The 21,452-nt window shown below is 52.2% G+C and carries 17 protein-coding genes; 14 read left to right on the top strand and 3 right to left on the bottom strand.

The genetic code is table 11. The features are described 5' to 3' along the window. Positions 1 to 37: 37 nt before the first annotated feature. From DW47_RS0102540 to DW47_RS0102525, 4 genes are all read left to right on the top strand, one after another. The gene (locus tag DW47_RS0102540) at positions 38 to 1,045 is read left to right on the top strand and encodes a bile acid:sodium symporter family protein (RefSeq protein ID WP_029684771.1); all 1,008 of its coding nucleotides are present in this window, start codon (positions 38 to 40) and stop codon (positions 1,043 to 1,045) included. A 229-nt stretch (positions 1,046 to 1,274) separates the two neighbouring features. Further along, a complete protein-coding gene (locus tag DW47_RS0102535) occupies positions 1,275 to 2,411 on the top strand; it encodes an HlyD family secretion protein (RefSeq protein WP_029684770.1) in 1,137 nt (378 codons plus the stop codon). After that, the gene (locus tag DW47_RS0102530; RefSeq protein WP_029684769.1) at positions 2,408 to 3,979 is read left to right on the top strand and encodes a DHA2 family efflux MFS transporter permease subunit; all 1,572 of its coding nucleotides are present in this window, start codon (positions 2,408 to 2,410) and stop codon (positions 3,977 to 3,979) included. Before DW47_RS0102535 ends, DW47_RS0102530 begins: the two co-directional genes overlap by 4 nt. A gap of 15 nt (positions 3,980 to 3,994) precedes the next feature. Next, a complete protein-coding gene (locus tag DW47_RS0102525) occupies positions 3,995 to 5,530 on the top strand; it encodes an efflux transporter outer membrane subunit (protein WP_029684768.1) in 1,536 nt (511 codons plus the stop codon). A gap of 29 nt (positions 5,531 to 5,559) precedes the next feature. On the opposite strand, the gene DW47_RS0102520 is transcribed toward DW47_RS0102525, so the two are convergent. From DW47_RS0102520 to zipA, 3 genes are read right to left on the bottom strand one after another with little or no spacing between them, the layout of a single operon-like run. Continuing rightward, positions 5,560 to 5,772 carry a DUF3820 family protein gene (locus DW47_RS0102520; RefSeq protein ID WP_029684767.1) on the bottom strand — a complete coding sequence of 71 codons (213 nt, stop codon included), beginning with the start codon at positions 5,770 to 5,772 and terminating at the stop codon, positions 5,560 to 5,562. Between the two features lie 2 nt (positions 5,773 to 5,774). Beyond that, positions 5,775 to 7,793, bottom strand: a complete 2,019-nt coding sequence (gene ligA / locus DW47_RS0102515) for an NAD-dependent DNA ligase LigA (protein WP_029684766.1) — start codon at positions 7,791 to 7,793, stop codon at positions 5,775 to 5,777. 60 nt (positions 7,794 to 7,853) lie between these two features. Then, entirely contained in the window at positions 7,854 to 8,885 is a 1,032-nt protein-coding gene (zipA, locus tag DW47_RS0102510; RefSeq protein ID WP_029684764.1) for a cell division protein ZipA, read from the bottom strand. Between the two features lie 212 nt (positions 8,886 to 9,097). Between zipA and cysZ the strand changes: the two genes are divergently transcribed. The 10 genes from cysZ to arnT all read left to right on the top strand — a co-directional run bounded on the left by cysZ (position 9,098) and on the right by arnT (position 21,414). Further along, the gene (cysZ, locus tag DW47_RS0102505) at positions 9,098 to 9,898 is read left to right on the top strand and encodes a sulfate transporter CysZ (protein WP_051150807.1); all 801 of its coding nucleotides are present in this window, start codon (positions 9,098 to 9,100) and stop codon (positions 9,896 to 9,898) included. Between the two features lie 108 nt (positions 9,899 to 10,006). Continuing rightward, on the top strand, positions 10,007 to 10,978 hold the full coding sequence (cysK, locus tag DW47_RS0102500; RefSeq protein WP_029684761.1) for a cysteine synthase A: 972 nt from the start codon (positions 10,007 to 10,009) through the stop codon (positions 10,976 to 10,978). A 367-nt stretch (positions 10,979 to 11,345) separates the two neighbouring features. Next, positions 11,346 to 11,603: a phosphocarrier protein Hpr gene (ptsH, locus tag DW47_RS0102495; protein WP_029684760.1), complete on the top strand. Its 258-nt coding sequence runs from the start codon at positions 11,346 to 11,348 to the stop codon at positions 11,601 to 11,603. Between the two features lie 159 nt (positions 11,604 to 11,762). Further along, positions 11,763 to 13,490: a phosphoenolpyruvate-protein phosphotransferase PtsI gene (gene ptsI, locus DW47_RS0102490; RefSeq protein ID WP_029684759.1), complete on the top strand. Its 1,728-nt coding sequence runs from the start codon at positions 11,763 to 11,765 to the stop codon at positions 13,488 to 13,490. Positions 13,491 to 13,532: 42 nt separating this feature from the next. Beyond that, a complete protein-coding gene (gene crr / locus DW47_RS0102485; protein ID WP_029684758.1) occupies positions 13,533 to 14,036 on the top strand; it encodes a PTS glucose transporter subunit IIA in 504 nt (167 codons plus the stop codon). Positions 14,037 to 14,762: 726 nt separating this feature from the next. Beyond that, positions 14,763 to 15,917: an aminotransferase class I/II-fold pyridoxal phosphate-dependent enzyme gene (locus tag DW47_RS0102480; protein WP_029684757.1), complete on the top strand. Its 1,155-nt coding sequence runs from the start codon at positions 14,763 to 14,765 to the stop codon at positions 15,915 to 15,917. After that, entirely contained in the window at positions 15,904 to 16,890 is a 987-nt protein-coding gene (gene arnC / locus DW47_RS0102475) for an undecaprenyl-phosphate 4-deoxy-4-formamido-L-arabinose transferase (RefSeq protein WP_029684756.1), read from the top strand. The genes DW47_RS0102480 and arnC overlap by 14 nt, the downstream gene beginning before the upstream one ends. Beyond that, entirely contained in the window at positions 16,887 to 18,872 is a 1,986-nt protein-coding gene (gene arnA / locus DW47_RS0102470) for a bifunctional UDP-4-amino-4-deoxy-L-arabinose formyltransferase/UDP-glucuronic acid oxidase ArnA (RefSeq protein ID WP_029684755.1), read from the top strand. Before arnC ends, arnA begins: the two co-directional genes overlap by 4 nt. Next, positions 18,869 to 19,774 (top strand): 4-deoxy-4-formamido-L-arabinose-phosphoundecaprenol deformylase, encoded by a 906-nt coding sequence (gene arnD, locus DW47_RS0102465; RefSeq protein ID WP_029684754.1) that lies wholly within the window; start codon positions 18,869 to 18,871, stop codon positions 19,772 to 19,774. The genes arnA and arnD overlap by 4 nt, the downstream gene beginning before the upstream one ends. Beyond that, positions 19,771 to 21,414, top strand: a complete 1,644-nt coding sequence (gene arnT / locus DW47_RS0102460) for a lipid IV(A) 4-amino-4-deoxy-L-arabinosyltransferase (RefSeq protein WP_029684753.1) — start codon at positions 19,771 to 19,773, stop codon at positions 21,412 to 21,414. The genes arnD and arnT overlap by 4 nt, the downstream gene beginning before the upstream one ends. Positions 21,415 to 21,452: the final 38 nt, after the last annotated feature.

The following is a 21,452-nucleotide window of genomic DNA, read 5'->3' as shown; positions in this document are numbered from 1 at the left end:
CCGCACAATCTTTTTTATTTCTGCTCGGAAAATAACAATGGGATTTCTACGCCTCGACCCGATGATGGTGAAATTGATTATCACGGTATTATTAGCCACTTTTCTCCCTGCCAAAGGTGCCTTTGTTCCCTTCTTTGAATGGCTAACCACCGCTGCAATTGCTCTACTTTTCTTTATGCACGGTGCCAAGTTGTCCCGTGACAAAATCATTGCTGGCAGCAGCCACTGGAGATTGCATCTGTGGATCATGTTCAGCACCTTTATTATGTTCCCGATCCTCGGCTTGTTGTTTGCCTGGTGGCATCCACTGCCTTTGTCCGCAGAGTTATACAGCGGCTTTCTCTACCTGTGTATTCTGCCTGCAACCGTACAGTCTTCCATTGCCTTCACCTCGTTGGCCGGTGGCAATGTCGCCGCTGCAGTGTGCGCCGCCTCTGCTTCCAGCCTGTTAGGGATTTTTGTCTCACCACTGCTGGTCGGCCTCGTCATGCATGTACACAGTGATGCCCCAGGTAACGGTCTTGAGCAGGTCGGTAAAATCATGTTGCAACTGCTGGTTCCATTCCTGCTCGGTCACTTTTCCCGTCGCTGGATCGGTGCCTGGGTCGAGAAACATCGCTCACTGATCGGTAAAACTGATCAGACATCGATTCTGCTGGTCGTCTACTCCGCCTTTAGTGAAGCCGTGGTAAACGGTATTTGGCACCAGGTTAATGTGATGACCCTGCTGCTGATTGTGGTCGGCTGCCTGGGACTGCTGGCAGTCGTGTTAATCATTAACGTGGTAGCAGCCCGCGCCTTTGGCTTCAAACGCCCAGATGAAATTACCATTCTGTTCTGTGGCTCGAAAAAGAGCCTAGCCAACGGCGTACCTATGGCCAATATCCTGTTTCCAGCCAGCGTTATTGGTATCCTTGTTCTGCCCCTGATGATCTTCCATCAGGTTCAGTTAATGGCATGCTCTTTTATTGCTCGCCATTACCGAAAACTGAGCGAAAAAGACGCACAGCAGAATGCAGATGCCGCAACGGCGGCTAACGACTAACCTATAGTAACTGTCGCTGTCTACCGGCAGCGACAGTTTGATTGTATCGCAGCCTTTCACAGTTAAATTCCTCTCACTATTGATTTTTCTGCCTTCAACGCTAATGATAAAAGCAGTTTTGTGGCAATCCGCGGCAAGGTTCAGGCTGTTGTGTGCAGCACATTCCTAGTATAACAAACTGAAGTTAAAGCGTTTTGTCACACTTTCACGTTTAAAGGCAGGAACAGGCATGACCGAAGACACTCAGGGTAAGCAGGCACCTTCCTCCGGTGAGGATCACCGAGACAGTTCAGCAGAAGATAAGCAACCTAACGCTAAGGATGAACGTAAACGTCCAGGAAAAAAGCCGTTGGTGATCCTCGTTATTGTGGTGATCCTCATCGTCATTGCTGCAGTCATTTACTGGTTGATGAACCGAGGTATTGAAACTACCGATGATGCCTTTACCGACGGCAACGCGGTGGTCATTTCCCCTCGCGTTTCCGGCTACGTTACCCAGCTTCTGGTTCGCGATAATCAGAAAGTCAACCAAGGGGACCTACTGGCGGTGATTGACCCACGGGATGCCATTGCTCAACAAGACCAGGCTACAGCGCAACTGGCCTTGGCACAGGCCCAGTACGGACAATCACAAGCACAGTATGCACTGGCAAAAGTCCAGTACCCGGCTCAGAAACAGCAGGCCTTGGCTAACCTTGCTCGGGCAAAAGCTGAGCTGAACAATGCCGCCGCTGCCTATCACCGTCAACATGGTGTTGATCCGAAAGCCACTTCACAAAACAATATTGATGCAGCCACCGCACAGTGGCGTTCCGCACAAGCCGAATATCAGAATGCCGAAGCACAGGTCGCCGTCGCTTCACAGGTTGAACTACAACTGCGCCAACAACAGACCCTGGTCGAGGCAAAGCGTCAGCAAGTGACTCAGGCACAGGCTCAACTCGATACTGCGCAATTGAACCTCTCCTATACCCGCATCACTGCCCCAACGTCCGGTTATGTGACCCGCCGTAATGTCGATCAAGGTAGCTTAGTCCAGGCCGGCAGCAGTATGTTTTCACTGGTTTCCCCAAATATCTGGGTGACGGCTAACTTCAAAGAGTCTCAACTGCAATATATGAAACCGGGCGACAAAGTGACCCTCAGCGTTGATGCCTTCCCGGACCTCAAGTTACAAGGGCACGTGGACAGTATTCAAATGGGATCTGGGTCTCATTTCTCCGCATTCCCAGCAGAGAATGCCACCGGTAACTTTGTGAAAATTGTGCAGCGTGTACCGGTGAAAATCGATATTGATCAGGGACTGGACCCTAACCACCCGCTCCCCCTGGGACTTTCGGTTGAACCCGAGGTGACGGTACGATGAGCGACGCCAGCAGCTGGCGGCCTTCCGCAAATCCGTGGTTGGTAGCGATGACTGTCACCTTTGCGGTATTTATGGAAGTGCTAGACACCACCATCGTCAACGTGGCCTTGCCCCATGTTGCGGGGTCCCTCTCCTCCAGCTACGACGAGTCTACCTGGGTACTGACCTCGTACTTGGTGGCTAACGGCATCGTGTTACCGATTTCGGCTTTCCTTAGCCGCTTCTTTGGCCGCAAGCGTTATTTCTTACTGTGCATTGTGATGTTTACGCTGTGCTCATTTCTGTGCGGGATCTCGACACAGTTATGGCAATTGATCCTCTGCCGTATCCTGCAGGGATTCTTTGGCGGCGGCTTACAGCCTGTGCAGCAGTCGGTGCTACTGGACTATTTCGATAAAAAAGATCGCGGTAAAGCCTTCGGGTTGTCGTCGATTGCGATCATCGTTGCGCCTGTGATTGGTCCAACGCTGGGCGGTTGGATCACCGATAACTACAGCTGGCGCTGGATATTTTTTATCAATATTCCCGTTGGGATCCTCACTGCCTTAGCTATCTATCAATTACTTGAAGACCCGCCTTGGGAGCGTAAAGCCGACAAAAGGAGCCTGCGTATCGACTACGTCGGTATCGGTCTGATAACCCTTGGCCTCGGTTGCCTACAGGTTTTCCTTGACCGGGGCGAGGATGCGGATTGGTTCTCATCAAACTTTATTATACTGTTCGCCAGCTTGGCCGCTATTGGCATCACCGGCGCCGTCTATTGGCTAATGTATGCCCGTAATCCGGTGGTGGATATCCTGGTCATGCGCGATCGGAATTTCTGGGTGTCCGGCCTGCTGATGGCGGGGATGGCCTTTATTCTGTATGGCAGCTCGGTGGTGATCCCGCAGCTCGCGCAGCAGGATATGGGCTATACCGCCACCCTGTCAGGGCTGGTTCTTACCCCTGGGGCGGTCTGTATTATTCTGACTATTCCCATCGTGTTACGTCTAATGCCAGTGGTGCAAACCCGTTATATCATTCTTTTCGGTTTCAGTTGCTTGACCCTGTCGTTTCTGTATTCAGGGATGCGTTTGACTCCTGATCTGGATTTCACTTCGTTGGTGATCATGCGCAGTGTCCAGTCTATCGGCCTAGGATTTTTGTTTGTTCCTCTGACCACCATTGCCTTTATCTCCATTCCGCAAAAGCTAAATGGCGATGCCTCTGCCCTATTTACCATGTTTCGTAACGTCGCTGGGTCGATAGGCATATCACTGTCAACCGCCGCCATCACCGAGCGGTCGCAAACCCACTCTGCCTATCTGTCAGCCCATATGACCTCATTGGATGCCGCCTTTAATCAGTCTGTGGAGCAGATGAGTAACGCGATCCGTAACTTTTCAGATATGGCCGGTAATGTCTCTTCTATCGCCGCGGGCAGGCTTTATCAGGAGATGATCAGTCAGTCACGCTTTCTGGCTTACTGCGATGTGTTTTACGGACTCTGTATCATAGGCCTGATCCTATTACCGTTTTGTTTGCTGTTATCGCCAGTGAAAAGCGAAGGCAGCGCCGCGGGCCATTAAAAAAAGGAAATCACCATGCCCTCTGTCAGCTACCGCTTTAGTGCATTATTTATCAGTCTGATCCTGGCAGGATGCAGCCTGGGCCCGGATTTTCATCCGCCTAAAAACCAGTTACCTGCCGATTGGCACGGAATGTCCTCTTCACAGGCCTCCCGGCCTGATGGAGCAGATCCGGCCATTAGCTGGTGGAAAAGCTTTAATGATCCGCAACTCGATAGCCTAATACAGCGTGCCATTGCCGGTAACTTGAGCCTGCAACAGGCTATGCTACGTATTGCTGGTGCACGTGAACAGGTTGCACAGGCGACCAGCGGGCTGTTCCCTACCCTAAGCGGTCAGGCCAGCTATGCCCGACAACAGCTGGGTCTTAAAGGCTTACTGAAATCCCACGGCGTGTATGACAATCTCAATGATCAAGCTGCCGGAGTGGTGAACAATGCTACCGGCAGCGTTAACTTCTATCAGGGGGGCTTCGACAGTCAATGGGAGTTGGATCTGTGGGGCAAAGTACGGCGTCAGCGTGAGATGGCGGCAGCCCAGCAGCAAGCTGCCATCGAACAACGTAACGATGCTATGGTCTCCTTGGAAGCAGAAGTGGCGAGGACCTACCTGCAACTGCGGGCCGCTCAAGCGATGACCGCAGTGGCTGAACAACAGATCGCGATTGCTCGCCAGACACAGCAACTGACCGAAAGCCAAATGCAAAACGGACTGGCACCTGCCACCGATTTACAGAGTGCCACTGCCCAAGTCAGCGCCTTACAGGCCGATCTGCCGCAATATCAGTCGCAAATCACCCAAGCCATGAACGGATTAGCGGTCTTGCTGGGTCAGGCACCGGGGACATTAGATGCAGAACTGGCCCCCGCCAAAGCCCTACCCGCCCTACCCGCGGATATTGCCGTGGGTGTGCCCTCAACTCTCGCGCGCCGCCGTCCGGATATCCGTGAGGCAGAGGCCGACCTGCACGCCCAAACCGCCAATATCGGTGTGTCGATCGCCCAGTTATTCCCCGATATTTCTCTAACTGGGCAGCTTGGGGTGCGTAATACCGATGCCAGCTACCTGGATGATTGGAGCAGTCACTTCTACAGTATCGGCCCCGGTATCTCCTTACCTCTCTTTGAAGGCGGACGCCTGGTGTCTCAGGTTAGGCTGGCCCGCGCCAGCCAGGCTAATGCGGCTCTCAACTACCGAAATACGGTATTGAATGCCCTGCGGGAAGTGGAAAATGCCTTGGTCAGCTACCGGGCTGATCAGCAACAGCTTGTCGCATTACAATCTTCTGCCGATGCCCTGCAACAGGCCTGGTCACTGGCCAGTGAAAGTTACTCGAAAGGCTTGAGCAGCTATATTAATGCGCTTGATGCCCAACGCCAACTGGCTCAGACACGCCTGCAGTTGATTAACGTCCAGGCGCAAACTGCCACCGATCTGGTGGTCCTCTATAAAGCCTTAGGCGGCGGTTGGCAGGACAACCAACAACTGTCATTACCCAACTATAAGGTGTTCGGCGATACTCCCTCCGCCAACGTCGATCTGCCTAAGTAAAAAAACGGGGCCCATAGTGGCCCCGTCTGTTATTTACGTAGCGGATCGACCAGACCCTGCAAACCTTCAATTTTTATCGCCAATGCCAATTGCATCAGCTGACCGAGGGTCCCTTCTGGGAAACACTCTTTGCGGGCAAACCACAGCAAATATTCTTCTGGCAGATCAATCAGCACCCGCCCCTGATATTTGCCAAACGGCATACGCTGGTTGGCCAGTTCGACCAGGTTCTGCTTATCCAGAATTACCCCTCTAGCAGATCGATCATCTGCTGCTCATCAAGTACCCTGATCCCCAGTGCATTGGCCTTTTCCAGTTTTGAGCCTGCGGCCTCCCCGGCGATCAGCATATCCGTTTTCTTGGACACACTGCCGCTGACTTTGGCCCCCAACGCCGTCAACCGATCTTTGGCCTCATCGCGCGTCATCTGGCTCAGGGAGCCGGTCAGCACTACCGTTTTACCTGTGAAAGGATTATCTTCCCCTACGCTCTCAGCCGCAGCGATTGCCGGCCAACGAATACCGATGTCCTCCACTAGTTGACGGATCACTTCGCGGTTACTCTCTTCATCCATAAAATGGCGCACATGGCTGGCCACTACCGGTCCGACATCCGGCACTTCCGTTAGGGCTTCCAGTGAGGCATCCATCAAGGCCGGCAGTTCAATAAAATGTTGGGCCAAGCTGCGAGCGGTTGCCTCACCGACCTCGCGGATCCCCAGGGCATACAAAAAGCGTGGCAAGGTAGTGTCCATCGATTTCTGCAGGGCATCGACCACATTCTGTGCCGACTTCGGCCCCATCCGTTCAAGCCCGGTCAATTTACCGGCGCTGAGACGGAACAAGTCCGCGGGAGTCTGCACATACTCTTTCTCTACAAGCTGGTCGATGATTTTATCGCCCATGCCATCAACGTCCATCGCCCGACGGGAGACAAAGTGCTTTAAGGCTTCTTTACGCTGAGCCCCACAAATCAGGCCTCCGGTACAGCGGGTCACCGCTTCTCCCTCGATCCGTTCAACATCCGATCCGCAGACCGGGCAATGCGTCGGGAACATGATCTCCCGAGTCTCTGGAGGACGTTCACTCAGCACCACATTAACAATTTGCGGGATCACATCACCGGCACGGCGGATCACCACTTTATCACCGATACAAATGCCCAATCGGGCAATTTCATCAGCGTTGTGTAACGTGGCGTTGCTGACCACTACGCCAGCGACCTGTACCGGTTCAAGCCTTGCTACCGGTGTTATCGCCCCAGTACGGCCTACCTGAAACTCCACGTCACGCACCACAGTGACCTGCTCCTGAGCAGGGAATTTAAACGCCGTGGCCCAGCGGGGAGCCCGGGCGACAAAACCTAGCTGCTCTTGTAGTACTAGGGAGTTAACTTTGATAACGACTCCATCGATATCAAACCCCAGGGTTTCACGCTGTTCACCGATACGGTGATAAAAGGCCAGCACCTCTTCAGGGGTTCGACAGACGGAGACATAATCATTGACCGGCAGCCCCCAGCTTTTCAGTTGCTGCAAACGCTGCCAATGGCTATCCGCCAGTTCACCACCCTGCGTAACACCGACGCCGTAGCAGCAGAAGGTCAGCGGACGTTTTTCGGTGATACGCGGGTCAAGCTGACGCAGCGAGCCTGCAGCGGCATTACGCGGGTTAGCAAACAATTTTGCTCCGCTTTTGCGCGCCCTCTCATTCAGCTGCTCAAAGCCTTTCTGGTTCATAAACACTTCGCCACGGACTTCCAGACGCTCAGGGATCCCATCACCGCGCAGTCGTAGGGGGATCGCACGGACGGTACGGATATTAGCGGTAATATTTTCCCCAGTGGTACCGTCACCGCGGGTTGCCGCCTGCACCAGTTCACCCTGTTCGTACAACAGGCTGACCGCCAAACCATCTAGCTTCAGCTCACAGCAGTATTCTGGGCTCGAGTCCCCTTTCAGACGATCAGTGACTCGTTTATGAAACGCCAAAAAACTCTGGTCATCAAAAACGTTGTCCAACGACAACATAGGCACTTCATGGCGAATGGATTCAAATGCGGTTAACGGGGCAGCCCCCACACGCTGGGTCGGCGAGTCACGGGTAATCAACTCAGGATGCTGCTGTTCCAACGTTTTTAGCGCCTGCATCAGTTTATCGTATTCAGCATCCGGGATCTCAGGCGCATCCAGCACATGGTAGAGGTATTCGTGATGGCGCAACTGGACACGCAACTGATCTAACTTTTCTTGTATGCTGTTCATACAACCCCATAAGATAAAAAACCCCCGACAAGCGGGGGTTTATGTTAACAAAGCCGGTGATTACTGAGCCTGCAAGACATCCCGTATACGTGACTTATACAGGTCAACCTGATGCGGGGTAATCATCCGCCGCTCGTCATCCAGTACCAGCGCCCCGACATCGTCTGCAATACGCTGAGCAGACTGCAACATCAGTTTAAAGTTCTGATAAGGATCGCCGTAAGCAGGGACCATCATAAACAGTGATACACCTGGGGTCGTAAAGTCGCCCATCTGCTCAGGATCGAACGAACCAGGTTTCATCATATTCGCCAAGCTGAACAGGACCGGGCCGCTGCCAGAGGGATTCAGGTGACGATGGAAAATATTCATCTCACCAAACTGGAAGCCCGCCTGCAAAATAGCCTGCAACAAAGGTTCGCCATTCAGTTCACCACCAGTGTGGGCAGAGACGTGCAGCACCAGCACCGTTTCTTTAGCCTGAGTGGCCGGAGCGGTTTCACTGTTGGGTTCTTCTTCGCGAACATCTTCAACTGCATCATCCGCTTCAGGTGCTGCGACATCATGCTCCGGTAGTGGCTCCACTACTGGGGCTTCTTCCACAGCTGGCTGCTCAACAGCGACGTGCGCAGGTTGAGTTCCCGGTGCGGTATAGGCACTGTCGGCAACCGGTGGAGCAGTACGCACCGGCGCAGGGGGCGGTGCCGCCTCGGATTCGGATTGAGGAACTTCCTCATCAGCCTGATAGGCAGTATGAGCATCCATAAGCGGATCAGCCACAGGCTCAGGCCGGTGACGGAGTGAGTTTTTCATTCCACCGGAAGAGGGGCGTTTCTCTTCAACAGGACGGGCGGCACTCTTCGCAGAAACCACGGGGTCATCCTCAACGTCACGGCTAGCGTGAAAATCAGAGACACTGTCCTCTTCTTCCAGACTAAGGTCTTCATCGTTACGTTGTTTAAAACGTTTGTGCGGGCGATCACGGAAAACGGAAGACCGCTCCTTACGATTGGTCCACAGACCATGTAGGAGAAGTGCAACGATGGCGACCGCACCAACAACGATTAATATCAGACGCAAATCCTGCATCATTGTATTCTCTGTTGTTCCAATACTTTGCCTGAATCAGGCACCTTTACCCTTAAATGTATTTGCAGGGCGGTACAAGTGCAAGTCTGCGCACGACTTTATGACAAATTATCTGCGACAGATCGTGCAATTGCTGGTTTTTCAACCAAAAAGCCCTGCCCTACTACATAAACAGCGCTATCATGTGCCACTGATTTATGCAGGAGAATATCATTATGTCGGAAGGACATCCGAAAAAGAGCCAGAATGGTCTGGACTATTTTCAACGGGGCTGGAATTTAGCATTACTACCGGGTATCCGCCGCTACGTCATTGTGCCGTTACTGGTCAATGTGTTACTGATGGGCAGTGCCATCGTCTGGTGTTTCTATAAACTGAAAGTTTGGATCCCAAACTTAATGACCCATATACCCGGCTGGCTACAGTGGTTAGATTACTTAATTTGGCCGATGGCTGTCCTGTCACTGGTCCTGCTGTTCAGTTATTTTTTCTCAACATTGGCGAACTGGATAGCCGCGCCCTTCTGCGGATTACTGGCGGAGCAGCTGGAAAACCGTCTGACCGGTAAACCTCTGCCGGAGATCTCTTGGTCTGAATTGATTAAAGACCTGCCCCGCGTCATGTGGCGGGAATGGCTGAAACTGAAATACTACCTGCCGCGGGCGCTGGCGGTACTGCTGATACACTTTATTCCCGTCATTGGTCAGACCCTAGCCCCTCTGCTATGGTTTGTATTCGGTGCTTGGATGATGGCAATCCAGTATTGCGATTACCCTTTCGATAACCATCGGGTGCCGTTTGATAAAATGCGCCAGCAGCTGGCTGCCCACCGCAGTATGCATCTACAGTTCGGTTCACTGGTCAGCCTGTTTACCCTAGTGCCGATTGTTAACTTGATGATCATGCCGGTGGCGGTTTGCGGGGCCACGGCAATGTGGGTCGATCATTATCGTGATAATGAGCTTGGGCCAGCTGCTGTAGAGAAGAAAGCTGTCTCGGATCGCAGCCATGCCTGAACGTTATTGCCCTGTGACATAACGATATAGCTTTTACTTACTTCCCTGACGCCCAGGAAAGCGTATTCTCATGGGGTTCTCCAAATTTCAAAGAGTTAAGGACAAGCTATGAGTAAGATTTACGAAGATAATTCATTAACCATTGGCCATACTCCGTTGGTCAGACTTAACCGTATTGGTAACGGGCGTATTCTGGCAAAGGTTGAATCGCGTAATCCAAGCTTTAGCGTTAAATGTCGTATCGGTGCCAATATGATTTGGGATGCGGAGAAACGCGGGATCTTAAAACCGGGCGTCGAACTGGTTGAACCCACCAGCGGTAACACCGGTATTGCCCTCGCCTATGTGGCGGCGGCCCGTGGCTATAAGCTGACCCTGACTATGCCGGAAACGATGTCGGTTGAACGTCGCAAATTGCTGAAAGCGCTGGGTGCTAACTTAGTGCTCACCGAAGGTGCTCAGGGAATGAAAGGCGCTATTGGTAAGGCCGAAGAAATTGTCGCCAGCAACCCAGCCAAATACGTGTTGTTGCAACAGTTCAGCAACCCAGCAAACCCACAAATCCACGAAAAAACTACCGGTCCTGAAATTTGGGAAGATACCGACGGCGATGTGGATGTGTTCATTGCTGGCGTAGGGACCGGCGGCACCCTTACTGGCGTTAGCCGCTATCTAAAGAATACTCAGGGCAAAAAATCCCTGATAAGTGTAGCGGTCGAACCGTCAGATTCACCGGTGATTAGCCAAGCGCTTGCCGGTGAAGAGATCAAACCGGGTCCCCACAAGATCCAAGGTATCGGTGCCGGCTTTATTCCGGAAAACCTTGATCTGTCGCTGGTCGACCGAGTAGTCACCATTACCAACGAAGAAGCAATCTCTACCGCCCGTCAGTTGATGGAGTCTGAGGGTATCTTGGCTGGGATTTCCTCTGGGGCGGCGGTGGCCGCTGCGTTGAAATTGCAACAGGAACCCGAATTAGCCGATAAGAATATCGTGGTGATCCTCCCGTCTTCTGGTGAGCGTTATTTGAGTACGGCTCTGTTTGCGGATTTATTTACTGACAAAGAACTTAACCAGTAATCAGCAAGTTACCTCTACTAAACCGCTCTTAAAAAAGCACCCTCTGGGTGCTTTTTTGTGTTCGGGATCTCACTTTTATTTATATTCGTATTGCTTTCAGAGGGGAAGGTCTGTTATCAAAACGCAACTATTTATTTTGAAGCGCGAAATAATTAGCCATTGTTATGAAGCGGATCAAACCCAGCACATTTACCGGTAGGGCCGATTTCAAAACCACGGCATAATGACCGCACAGCGTTTCCGCCAGTAGCGGCGCGATCAGAATAGGTCACCTGGCCTGATTTTCAGACCCGTTTACGTAACGCCCGCAATCGGGATCTCTGCTAGGTGTCCGCTCAATACTCCGTTAACCTTGGGGGATATTTTTATGTTTCAGCAGGAAGTCACCATTACCGCACCTAACGGTTTACACACCCGTCCGGCCGCACAGTTTGTCAAAGAAGCCAAAGGCTTCCAATCCGATATTACGGTTACCTCAAATGGCAAATCCGCCAGCGCAAAAAGCCTGTTTAAGCTGCAGACGCTGGGGCTGACGCAAGGAACGGTGATCACGCTGTCTGCCGAAGGTGAAGATGAACAGCAGGCAATTGAACAATTGGTTCGCCTGCTGGCTGAACTTGAGTAACGTTGTTATTCGGCATAAACAGTGTAGATTAGCTTCAGTGACTGTCGCATCTTTGATCGCGGACAAGGTGTCCGCGTGGTTGCTTCCCTAAATTAGTCTGGTTACGGCGTTTAGCATCATGCTAATGCTCCCCTGCCATGGTACTTAAAAGGTAAGGTTATGATTTCAGGCATTCCCGCATCACCCGGTATCGCTTTTGGTAAGGCTCTACTGCTGAAAGAAGATGAAATAATCATCAATACACTCAAAATTTCAGAGGATCAGGTCAGTGCTCAAGTGTCGCGCTTTCTTGATGCCCGCAGTAAGGCAGCCACTCAACTTGAGGCGATAAAAATCAAAGCCGGTGAAACCTTCGGCGCGGAAAAAGAAGCGATCTTCGAAGGCCATATTATGTTGCTGGAAGATGAAGAGCTGGAGCTGGAGATTGTCGATCTGATTAAAAAAGATCACCAGACTGCCGATGCCGCGGTAAAAACAGTTATCGAGGACCAGGCAACAGCATTGGAAGAACTCGATGATGAATACCTCAAAGAGCGTGCAGCCGATGTCCGTGATATCGGTAAACGCCTGCTACAAAATATTCTCGGACTGAACATTGTCGATTTAAGTGCCATCAGCGAGGAAGTCATTCTGGTAGCCAAAGACCTGACCCCATCAGAAACGGCTCAGTTGAACCTCAATAAAGTGTTGGGCTTTATCACTGATCTGGGGGGACGAACCTCACATACCTCGATCATGGCCCGTTCATTGGAACTTCCGGCGATTGTCGGTACAGGTAGTATCACTTCTCAGGTGAAAAACGGCGATGCGCTGATCCTCGATGCCGTCAATAACCAAGTCTTTATCAATCCACCCGCTGATACGGTTGAGAGCCTGAAAGAAATTCAGGATCACTACCTTAGTGAAAAAACCGAAATGGCGAAACTGAAAGACTTACCGGCGATCACGCTGGACGGCCATCAGGTGGAAGTCTGTGCCAATATCGGAACCGTGCGCGATGTGGCCGGTGCCGAGCGCAACGGTGCTGAAGGTGTTGGGCTGTACCGCACTGAGTTCCTGTTTATGGATCGCGAGTCTCTGCCCACCGAAGAGGAGCAGTTCGCCGCCTATAAAGCAGTGGCTGAGGCCATGGGATCCCAAGCGGTGATTGTCCGCACTATGGATATCGGCGGTGATAAAGACCTGCCTTACATGAATCTGCCAAAAGAGGATAACCCGTTCCTCGGCTGGCGTGCTATCCGTATTGCTATGGATCGTAAAGAGATCCTTCATGGGCAACTGCGAGCGATTTTACGGGCTTCTGCCTTCGGTAAATTGCGCATTATGTTCCCGATGATTATTTCGGTGGAAGAAGTCCGTCTACTGAAAGACGAACTGCAGTCCCTGAAAGCGCAGTTGCGAGAAGAAGGGAAAGCTTTCGATGAAAGTATTGAAGTTGGTATCATGGTAGAGACCCCGGCCTCGGCGGTTATTGCCCGCCATCTGGCTAAAGAAGTCGACTTTTTCAGTATCGGTACCAATGATCTGACTCAGTACACGCTGGCCGTAGACCGTGGTAATGACCGGATTTCGCACCTCTATAATCCTATGAGCCCATCGGTCCTCGCACTGGTTAAGCAAGTGATTGATGCTTCGCATGCGGCAGGTAAGTGGACCGGCATGTGTGGTGAGCTGGCGGGTGATGAACGTGCTACACTATTATTACTGGGAATGGGGCTGGACGAGTTCAGTATGAGTGCCATTTCAATTCCACGTATCAAGAAAATTATTCGCAATACTAATTTTGAGGATGCGAAGGCATTAGCAGAACAGGCCCTGGAACAGCCAACCGCTGAAGATTTGATGGCGCTGGTCAACCAGTTCATCAAAGAAAAAACACTCTGCTAACCTGCTGAACGTTGGCCCGAAATTACTGCTCAGGAGAAGATCATGGGATTGTTTGCTAAATTATTCGGCGATAAATCTGACAGCACGTCTGGTTCTGTGGAGATTATCGCCCCATTGTCAGGCGAAATTGTTAATATCGAAGATGTGCCCGATGTCGTATTTGCGGAAAAAATCGTCGGTGACGGCATCGCAATCCGTCCCAACGGGGACAAAATGGTGGCACCGGTTGACGGCACTATCGGTAAAATCTTTGAGACTAACCACGCGTTTTCCATTGAATCTGACAGCGGTATAGAGCTGTTTGTCCACTTCGGTATCGATACGGTCGAGCTGAAAGGGGATGGTTTCAGACGTATTGCCGCTGAAGGTCAGAAAGTGAAAAAAGGTGATGTGATCATTGAGTTTGATCTGCCTTTACTGGAAGAAAAAGCCAAGTCTACACTGACCCCGGTGGTGATCTCTAATATGGATGAGATCCACGAATTGGTGAAACTGTCCGGCCCGGTCACTGCCGGTGAAACTCCGGTGATCCGTATTAAGAAATAAGCCATTACGAGTGATCCTAGACGCCGGCAGAGGTTCCTGACCGGCGTTTTTTTTCTCGCTAACGCCGTGGCCTGAGATGCGCCATAGCGGTCACACTTCACTGCGCACCGAAGACTGATCGCAGTAGCCACCCTTTTCCCTTCCCATAAAGATGATAGCGGTCAGAAATACTCGCGTATTAATAATACTTATATAGTGAATATAGCCTGGCACGACAGAATATAGAGCTGCTCTATCAAAAATAATAATTATTAAGCCTGCGATAGTCATTAATCCATTACGTCCACCGAGGATTTACTTGGCGTGTAGAGCTCACTATTATTGGAGCCATAAAACCGACAGTCATATTGCATAAAAAGACATACTGTTCTGTCAGTACGCTAAAACACGCCGCTGACGTAGCCTGTTTAATGCCAATAGCCATCCCTGGCAGCGCTGCCCCCTTAGCGGGGGCGCTCAGAGGTAATCATTCACGGATTTTAAATGAGATTTTTTCTTAAACTAAAAACACGACTGTAATAATATTAAAATGATCAAGATAAAGATAAATTAAAAGCATCTTTATTTTAGCTACTGTAGAATAAAAACCGAAACTCTGCCTGCAGGCATGTTTTTTATTTTACGATCCTCTGCAGGAGCCCTTTATTAAGTCTCGAGATATTTTGTCTGGCTGACAAAATAATACCGAAGAATATTGATTCAACTCACAATGCAGGGAATAGCATAATGAGTGATTTTATCCCCTTTTCCAAACCCTCCCTCAATGAGGATGATATCAAGGTGGTTCGCCGGGTCATTGACTCCGGATGGATCACTACTGGACCGGAAAACCACGCACTGGAGCAGGCAGTCTGTGATCTAACGGGGGCTACGTATGCCGTCGCAGTCAGCTCTGCCACCGCGGCCTTACATCTTACCCTAATGGCGCTGGGTATCGGTCCCGGTGATGAAGTGATTACCCCCTCGATGACCTGGGTATCCACCGCCAACATTATCACTCTGCTGGGAGCGACACCGGTGATGGTAGACATTGACCGTCACTCACTGATGGTCAGCGCCGACGGCTTGGCGCAGGCGATCACACCACGCACTAGGGCGATTATCCCCGTGCATTTTGCCGGTGCACCTGCTGATATGGACTCCATTAATACCCTCGCCACACGTTATCACATCCCGGTCATCGAAGACGCGGCCCATGCTCTCGGCTGCAACTACCGGGGCCGTCCTATAGGCCGTAGCAATACGGTGCTGTTCTCCTTCCATGCAATAAAAAACATTACCTGTGCCGAAGGTGGAATGGTCGTCACTTCTGATCGGGACTTGGCGGAAAAGATACGCCGTCTACGTTTCCACGGGCTGGAGAGTGACAGCTTTGATCGTCAAACGGCAGGACGTCCCGCACATGCACGGGTGATAACCCCCGGTTTCAAGTATAATCTTACCGATATTCAAGCCGCCATTGCTCGCCACCAGCTGACTCAGCTACCACAAATCACTGCCCGCCGTCAGCAGATTGCAGAGCAGTATCTGCAACAGTTACAAGGCTCTCCCTTCCTGCCACTGAGCCTACCGGCTTGGCCTCATCGTCATGCATGGCATCTGTTTATTCTGCGCATTGACCCTAATCACTGTGGACTGAGCCGCGATGACTTTATGCTGCAAATGAAACAACGGCAAATCGGTACCGGTATCCACTTTCTGGCGGTCCATCAGCATCCCTGGTATCGGCAACAGCAGCCGCATCTGTCACTACCCCACAGCGAGTGGAACAGCGCGCGATTGTGTTCGATCCCCCTGTTCCCGCAAATGACCGATGGGCAGTGCCAACGGGTCATCGATGCCGTTCAGGACATTGGCGAGGTGTTCCGTGCGGGAAATTGAACCTATTCGCAAAGTCTCCATCGTGATCCCGGTCTGTAATGAGCAACAGTGCTTGCCGGAGTTGCTACGCCGTCTCCGCACTGTTTGCTCGCAGCTAGATTGCCAATGGGAAATAATACTGGTGGATGATGGCAGCGATGACCACTCACCGCAGCTGCTATGCGAGGCTGCCCGTCAACCGGACAGCGGCATTACCACTATCTTACTAAACCGTAACTACGGCCAACATGCGGCGATTATGGCCGGTTTTGCCTATGTCAGCGGTGATCTGATCATCACATTGGATGCTGACTTACAAAATCCTCCTGAGGAGATCCCTCAGCTGATCAGTGCGGCCCATCAGGGCGTTGATGTGGTTAACACTCGTCGCCAGCGCCGCCAGGATAGCTTCTTTCGCCGTCTGGCCTCACAGTTGATTAACCGTATGGTCAGCAGCAGTACCGGCAAACCAGTGGGGGATTATGGCTGCATGCTGCGTGCCTATCGCCGTCCGATTGTCGAGTCCATGTTGCAGTGCCCAGAACGCAGTACTTTTATCCCCCTGCTGGCCAATAGCTTTGCACGTACCACCCGCGAGATAACCGTCAGACATGATGGCCGCCTTCATGGCAACTCACGATACAGTCTGATGCAACTGATTAACCTTATGTATGACCTCGTGACTTGCGTCACTACTACCCCGTTACGAATGTTAAGCCTGTTCGGTGCACTGCTGGCTGCTGTCGGTTTTCTACTGGCAGTACTGTTACTGCTATTACGTCTCGCCTTGGGCGCATCCTGGGCTGCTGATGGCGTATTTACCCTGTTCGCCGTACTGTTCATCTTCAGTGGCGCCCAGTTTATCGGCCTCGGCCTGTTAGGGGAGTATATCGGCCGTATCTATGGCGATGTGCGTGCCCGCCCTCGTTACTTTGTCAGACAGGTCATCACTCATGGAAAGAGAGCGAAGACAGAAAAGGAACCTCAACAATGAAAACCGTTGTTTTTGCCTATCACGATATCGGCTGTACCGGCATCCGTGCTCTGTTGGCGCAGGGCTTTGACATCACGACTATTTTCACCCACCCGGATGCGGCCGGTGAACACCTATTTTTCGATTCAGTGGCTCAGCTAGCGGCAGAGCACCGGATTACGGTGTGCTGCCCGCAGGACATAAACCATCCTCTGTGGGTCGATCATATCCGTCAATTACAGCCGGAAGCGATCTTCTCCTTTCATTATCGTCAGTTATTAAGCCAAGAGATCCTCGATCTCGCTTCAGTTGGCGCCTATAACCTGCATTGCTCACTGCTGCCGAGTTATCGTGGCCGCGCACCGCTTAATTGGGTTCTACTGCGCGGGGAAAAGCAGACCGGTGTCACCCTACACCATATGGTGGCGGAGGCCGATGCTGGGGATATTGTCAGTCAGAAACCAGTGACTATCGACCCGCTGGATGATGCATTACGCCTGCACCGAAAACTGGTGGTGACTACTGAAAAATTGCTGGCAGAAACCCTGCCACTGATCCTTGAAGGCCACGCGCCACGTCAGCCGCAAGATGCTTCCCAAGCGAGCTGGGTGACACGCCGCACCCCTGCTGATGGCCGTATTAACTGGCAGTTACCAGCCACGGATATCCATAATTTGGTCCGAGCCCTCAATGCGCCCTGGCCCGGAGCCTTCAGCGACAGCGGCGATAAGCATTTTATTATCTGGCGTTCATCCATCTGCCAGACACCGCACCATCAACTTCCCGGCCAAGTGTTATCGGTTGACCCGTTCTCTATTGCCTGTGGTGAAGGCAGCCTGGAAGTCCTCAATGGCCAGCAGCAACAGGGCGTCTATCTACCCGGTCCAGCGCTGGCCCGGCACCTCGGCCTGACCGAAGGATCGCTGCTCTGCCGCCAGCCATTACTGCCTGAACGGCAGCCGATACGAGTGCTGATCCTCGGGGTAAATGGTTTTATCGGTAATCATCTGACAGAACGGCTACTGAGAGAGACGCGCTATGAGGTCTACGGTATGGACATCAGCAGTGATGCTATCAGCGCTTTTATCGGCCACCCGCGTTTTCATTTTGTTGAGGGCGATATCAGTATCCATACGGAATGGATCGAATACCACATCAAAAAATGTGACTTGGTCTTACCGCTGGTGGCGATCGCTACACCGATTGAATATACCCGAAACTCATTACGGGTCTTCGAACTAGATTTTGAAGAGAACCTGAAAATTATCCGTGCTTGTGTTCGCCACCGCAAAAGGATCATCTTCCCCTCCACCTCTGAAGTCTATGGCATGTGTACTGACCCGACTTTCGATGAAGATCACTCTAATTTGGTGGTCGGACCGATCAATAAACCTCGCTGGATCTACTCGGTCTCTAAACAGCTTCTGGATCGGGTGATCTGGGCCTATGGCGAGACACAGGGGCTACGCTTTACCTTATTTCGTCCGTTTAACTGGATGGGCCCCAGGCTGGATACACTCGACTCGGCGCGGATTGGCAGTTCACGGGCAATTACTCAATTAATCCTTAATCTGGTGGAAGGCACACCGATTCAGCTCGTAGACGGTGGCCAGCAAAAACGCTGTTTTACCGATATCAATGACGGCGTTGAGGCCTTGTTCCGTATTATCGAAAATAAACAGCACAACTGCGATGGGCGTATCATCAATATCGGTAATCCAGACAACGAAGCCAGTATCGCTGAACTGGCTGATATGCTGTGCCGGAGTTTTGAACAGCATCCGCTACGCCACCAGTTTCCGCCGTTCGCCGGTGTACGCCAAATCCCCGGTAGCAGCTATTACGGTAAAGGTTACCAAGATGTCACCCACCGTAAGCCGGATATTCGTAATGCCAAAAAGTTGCTGGGCTGGGAGCCACAGACCCCAACAGAACAGACGGTCGCACAGACGCTAGACTTTTTCCTACGGGATCTGGTCGCTAGACGACAGGCCCGCCAATGAAAGCCGTCGGCTTACGGATTGACGTTGATACCTGGCGCGGCACCCGCCACGGTATGCCCGCCCTGCTGGATCTGCTAGCACAGCAACAGATCCGTGCCTCTGTATTTTTTAGCGTCGGCCCAGACAACATGGGCCGTCATCTGTGGCGGCTGATCAAACCCGCCTTTCTGTGGAAAATGCTACGCTCTAATGCACCGTCTCTGTATGGCTGGGATATTTTATTGGCCGGTAGCGCCTGGCCGGGTCGAATAATCGGCCCTGACAATGCCGAGATCATTCGTCGCTGTGCCGCCTACCATGAAACTGGGCTACATGCCTGGGATCATTATGGCTGGCAGCGCCATGCTGGTTACTGGTCAGCGGAGCGCCTGAGCCGTGAGCTTGAGCATGGTATCAAGGCATTGGAAGCCATTACTGGTCAGCCGGTGCGTTGTTCGGCAGTACCCGGCTGGCGAGCAGATATACGGGTTATCCGCGCCAAACAGCCATTCGATTTCCTCTACAACAGCGACTGCCGCGGGGTGTCGCCCTTCTTACCACAGCTTTCGGGCAGTGCTTACGGGAGTGTACAAATCCCCGTTAGCCTGCCGACTCGAGATGAAGTTATAGGCAGAACCGTCTCTGCCACTGACTATAACCCCTTTATTCTGGATGCTATGGAGAGGCTAAACGGAGTAGCCGTTTATACGCTGCATGCGGAAGTGGAAGGTATCGCCTGTCTGCAGGAATTCAAGCAACTGCTGCGGCAGGCGCAAGTAAGGGGAATACAGTTCGTTCCCTTGAGTGCACTGCTGCCGGAGGATGTCACTACCCTACCGGTGGCGCAGGTGATCCGTGGCCACGTCCCAGGTCGTGAAGGCTGGGTGGGCTGTCAATCTGCCGGTGAGAACAGCCTTCCATGATACGAACCTTCTCGCCATTACTGCTCCTGCTGTTATATCTGATCAGCTATCTGCTACCGTTAAACAGCCGCGACTTATGGATCCCTGATGAAACCCGTTACGCGGAAATCAGCCGTGAGATGCTGACCAGCGGTAATCTGATTGTGCCGCAACTGCTGGGTATGGACTACTTTGAAAAACCGATTGCCGGTTACTGGATCGATGCACTGGCTCAGGCTCTATTTGGCACGAGTCCGCTGGCAGTACGGGCAGGCTCGGTGCTGTCAGTCACGCTCTGCGCAATACTCATTTACCGCTTCTGTCGCCGCGAGTGGCACAGCAGTCACAGCGCAATGCTGGCCGCCCTGATCTATCTCAGCTGCTTTCTGGTGTATGCCATTGGCACTTACAGCCTGCTGGACCCGATGCTAGCACTGTGGTTATGCGCCGCCATGTTGGCACTGTGGCAGGCTTGTGAGGCAACCAGCCGTGCCGGTAAGGCGGTGGGTTACCTTTGGCTGGGATTGGCTTGCGGAATGGGGGTGATGACCAAAGGCTTGCTCGCCTTACTGCTGCCCGCCCTGAGTCTGCTGCCTTGGCTTATCTTTACTCGCCGATGGCGCGACGTCCTGATGTACGGTCCTTTGGCGGTACTGAGTGCCCTAGTTATCCTGCTGCCTTGGTCACTGGCAATCGCCTGGCAGGCTCCGGATTTCTGGCGTTATTTTTTCTGGGTAGAGCATATTCAACGTTTCGCCGGTGACAATGCCCAGCATCGTTCACCCATCTGGTATTACCTGCCGTTTCTGCTGACAGGTGCTTTACCCTGGGCGGGGCTGATCCCAGCCGCTCTAGGTTACGGCTGGCAGCAACGTCATCGTCAACCGGTGACCCTCTACCTACTGGGCTGGGTGGTCATGCCGCTACTCTTTTTCAGCATTACCCGCGGCAAACTGCCCACCTACTTACTGCCCTGCTTTGCACCCTTAGCAATATTAATGGCAATCAGTGCCCGCCACGGTTTCAGCTTGCTCAGTCTAAAACTAAACGGGATCATTAATCTGATGTTCGGACTACTAGGCAGCATCGCCTTAGTGGTCAGTTGTTATGTTCCAGCCCTTACCTTGTATAGCCCGCAAGAATCCTACAAGGTACTATTATTACTGCTGGCATTTGCCGGCTGGGCGGTAGCCGGAGCATTAACTCTGCGTAGCCCCCGCCGCCTCTGGCCGCTGAGTGCTGGGTGCCCGCTGCTCCTTGCATTGGTGGCAGGCTACGTTATCCCTGATACAGTACGGGACGCCAAACAACCGCGCAGCTTTCTGGAAACCATCGAGGTTCCCTTGTCAGCCAGCCGCTATATTATTGCCACCAACCCCGGTTTAGCGACCGCTGCCGGTTGGTATGCCGAACGCAGTGATATCAGCCTTTACGGCTCTCCCGGAGAACTTGCCTACGGGTTAAATAAACCCCAAGCGCAGGGACGACTGGTCGTCGCTCAAGAATTTACTTCTTGGTTGCAGGCCCGGCGTCAGCAGGGGGTCGCATTACTGATACTCTTGCCTCGTCCACCCGCTACCCCACCAACGCCTTGGCCGCAACCTGATTACCGTTATCGCCAAGGTCGCTTTTTGCTGCTGTGGTATGGACCTCGCCGATGACGCTGCTACTATTCACCGTATTATGCACCACTCTGAGT

Origin of the sequence: Tatumella saanichensis (assembly GCF_000439375.1) — a bacterium.
GTDB lineage: Bacteria > Pseudomonadota > Gammaproteobacteria > Enterobacterales > Enterobacteriaceae > Tatumella > Tatumella saanichensis.
The sequence above is the reverse complement of the archived record's forward strand: the minus strand, read 5'-3'. Positions and strand labels throughout refer to the sequence as shown.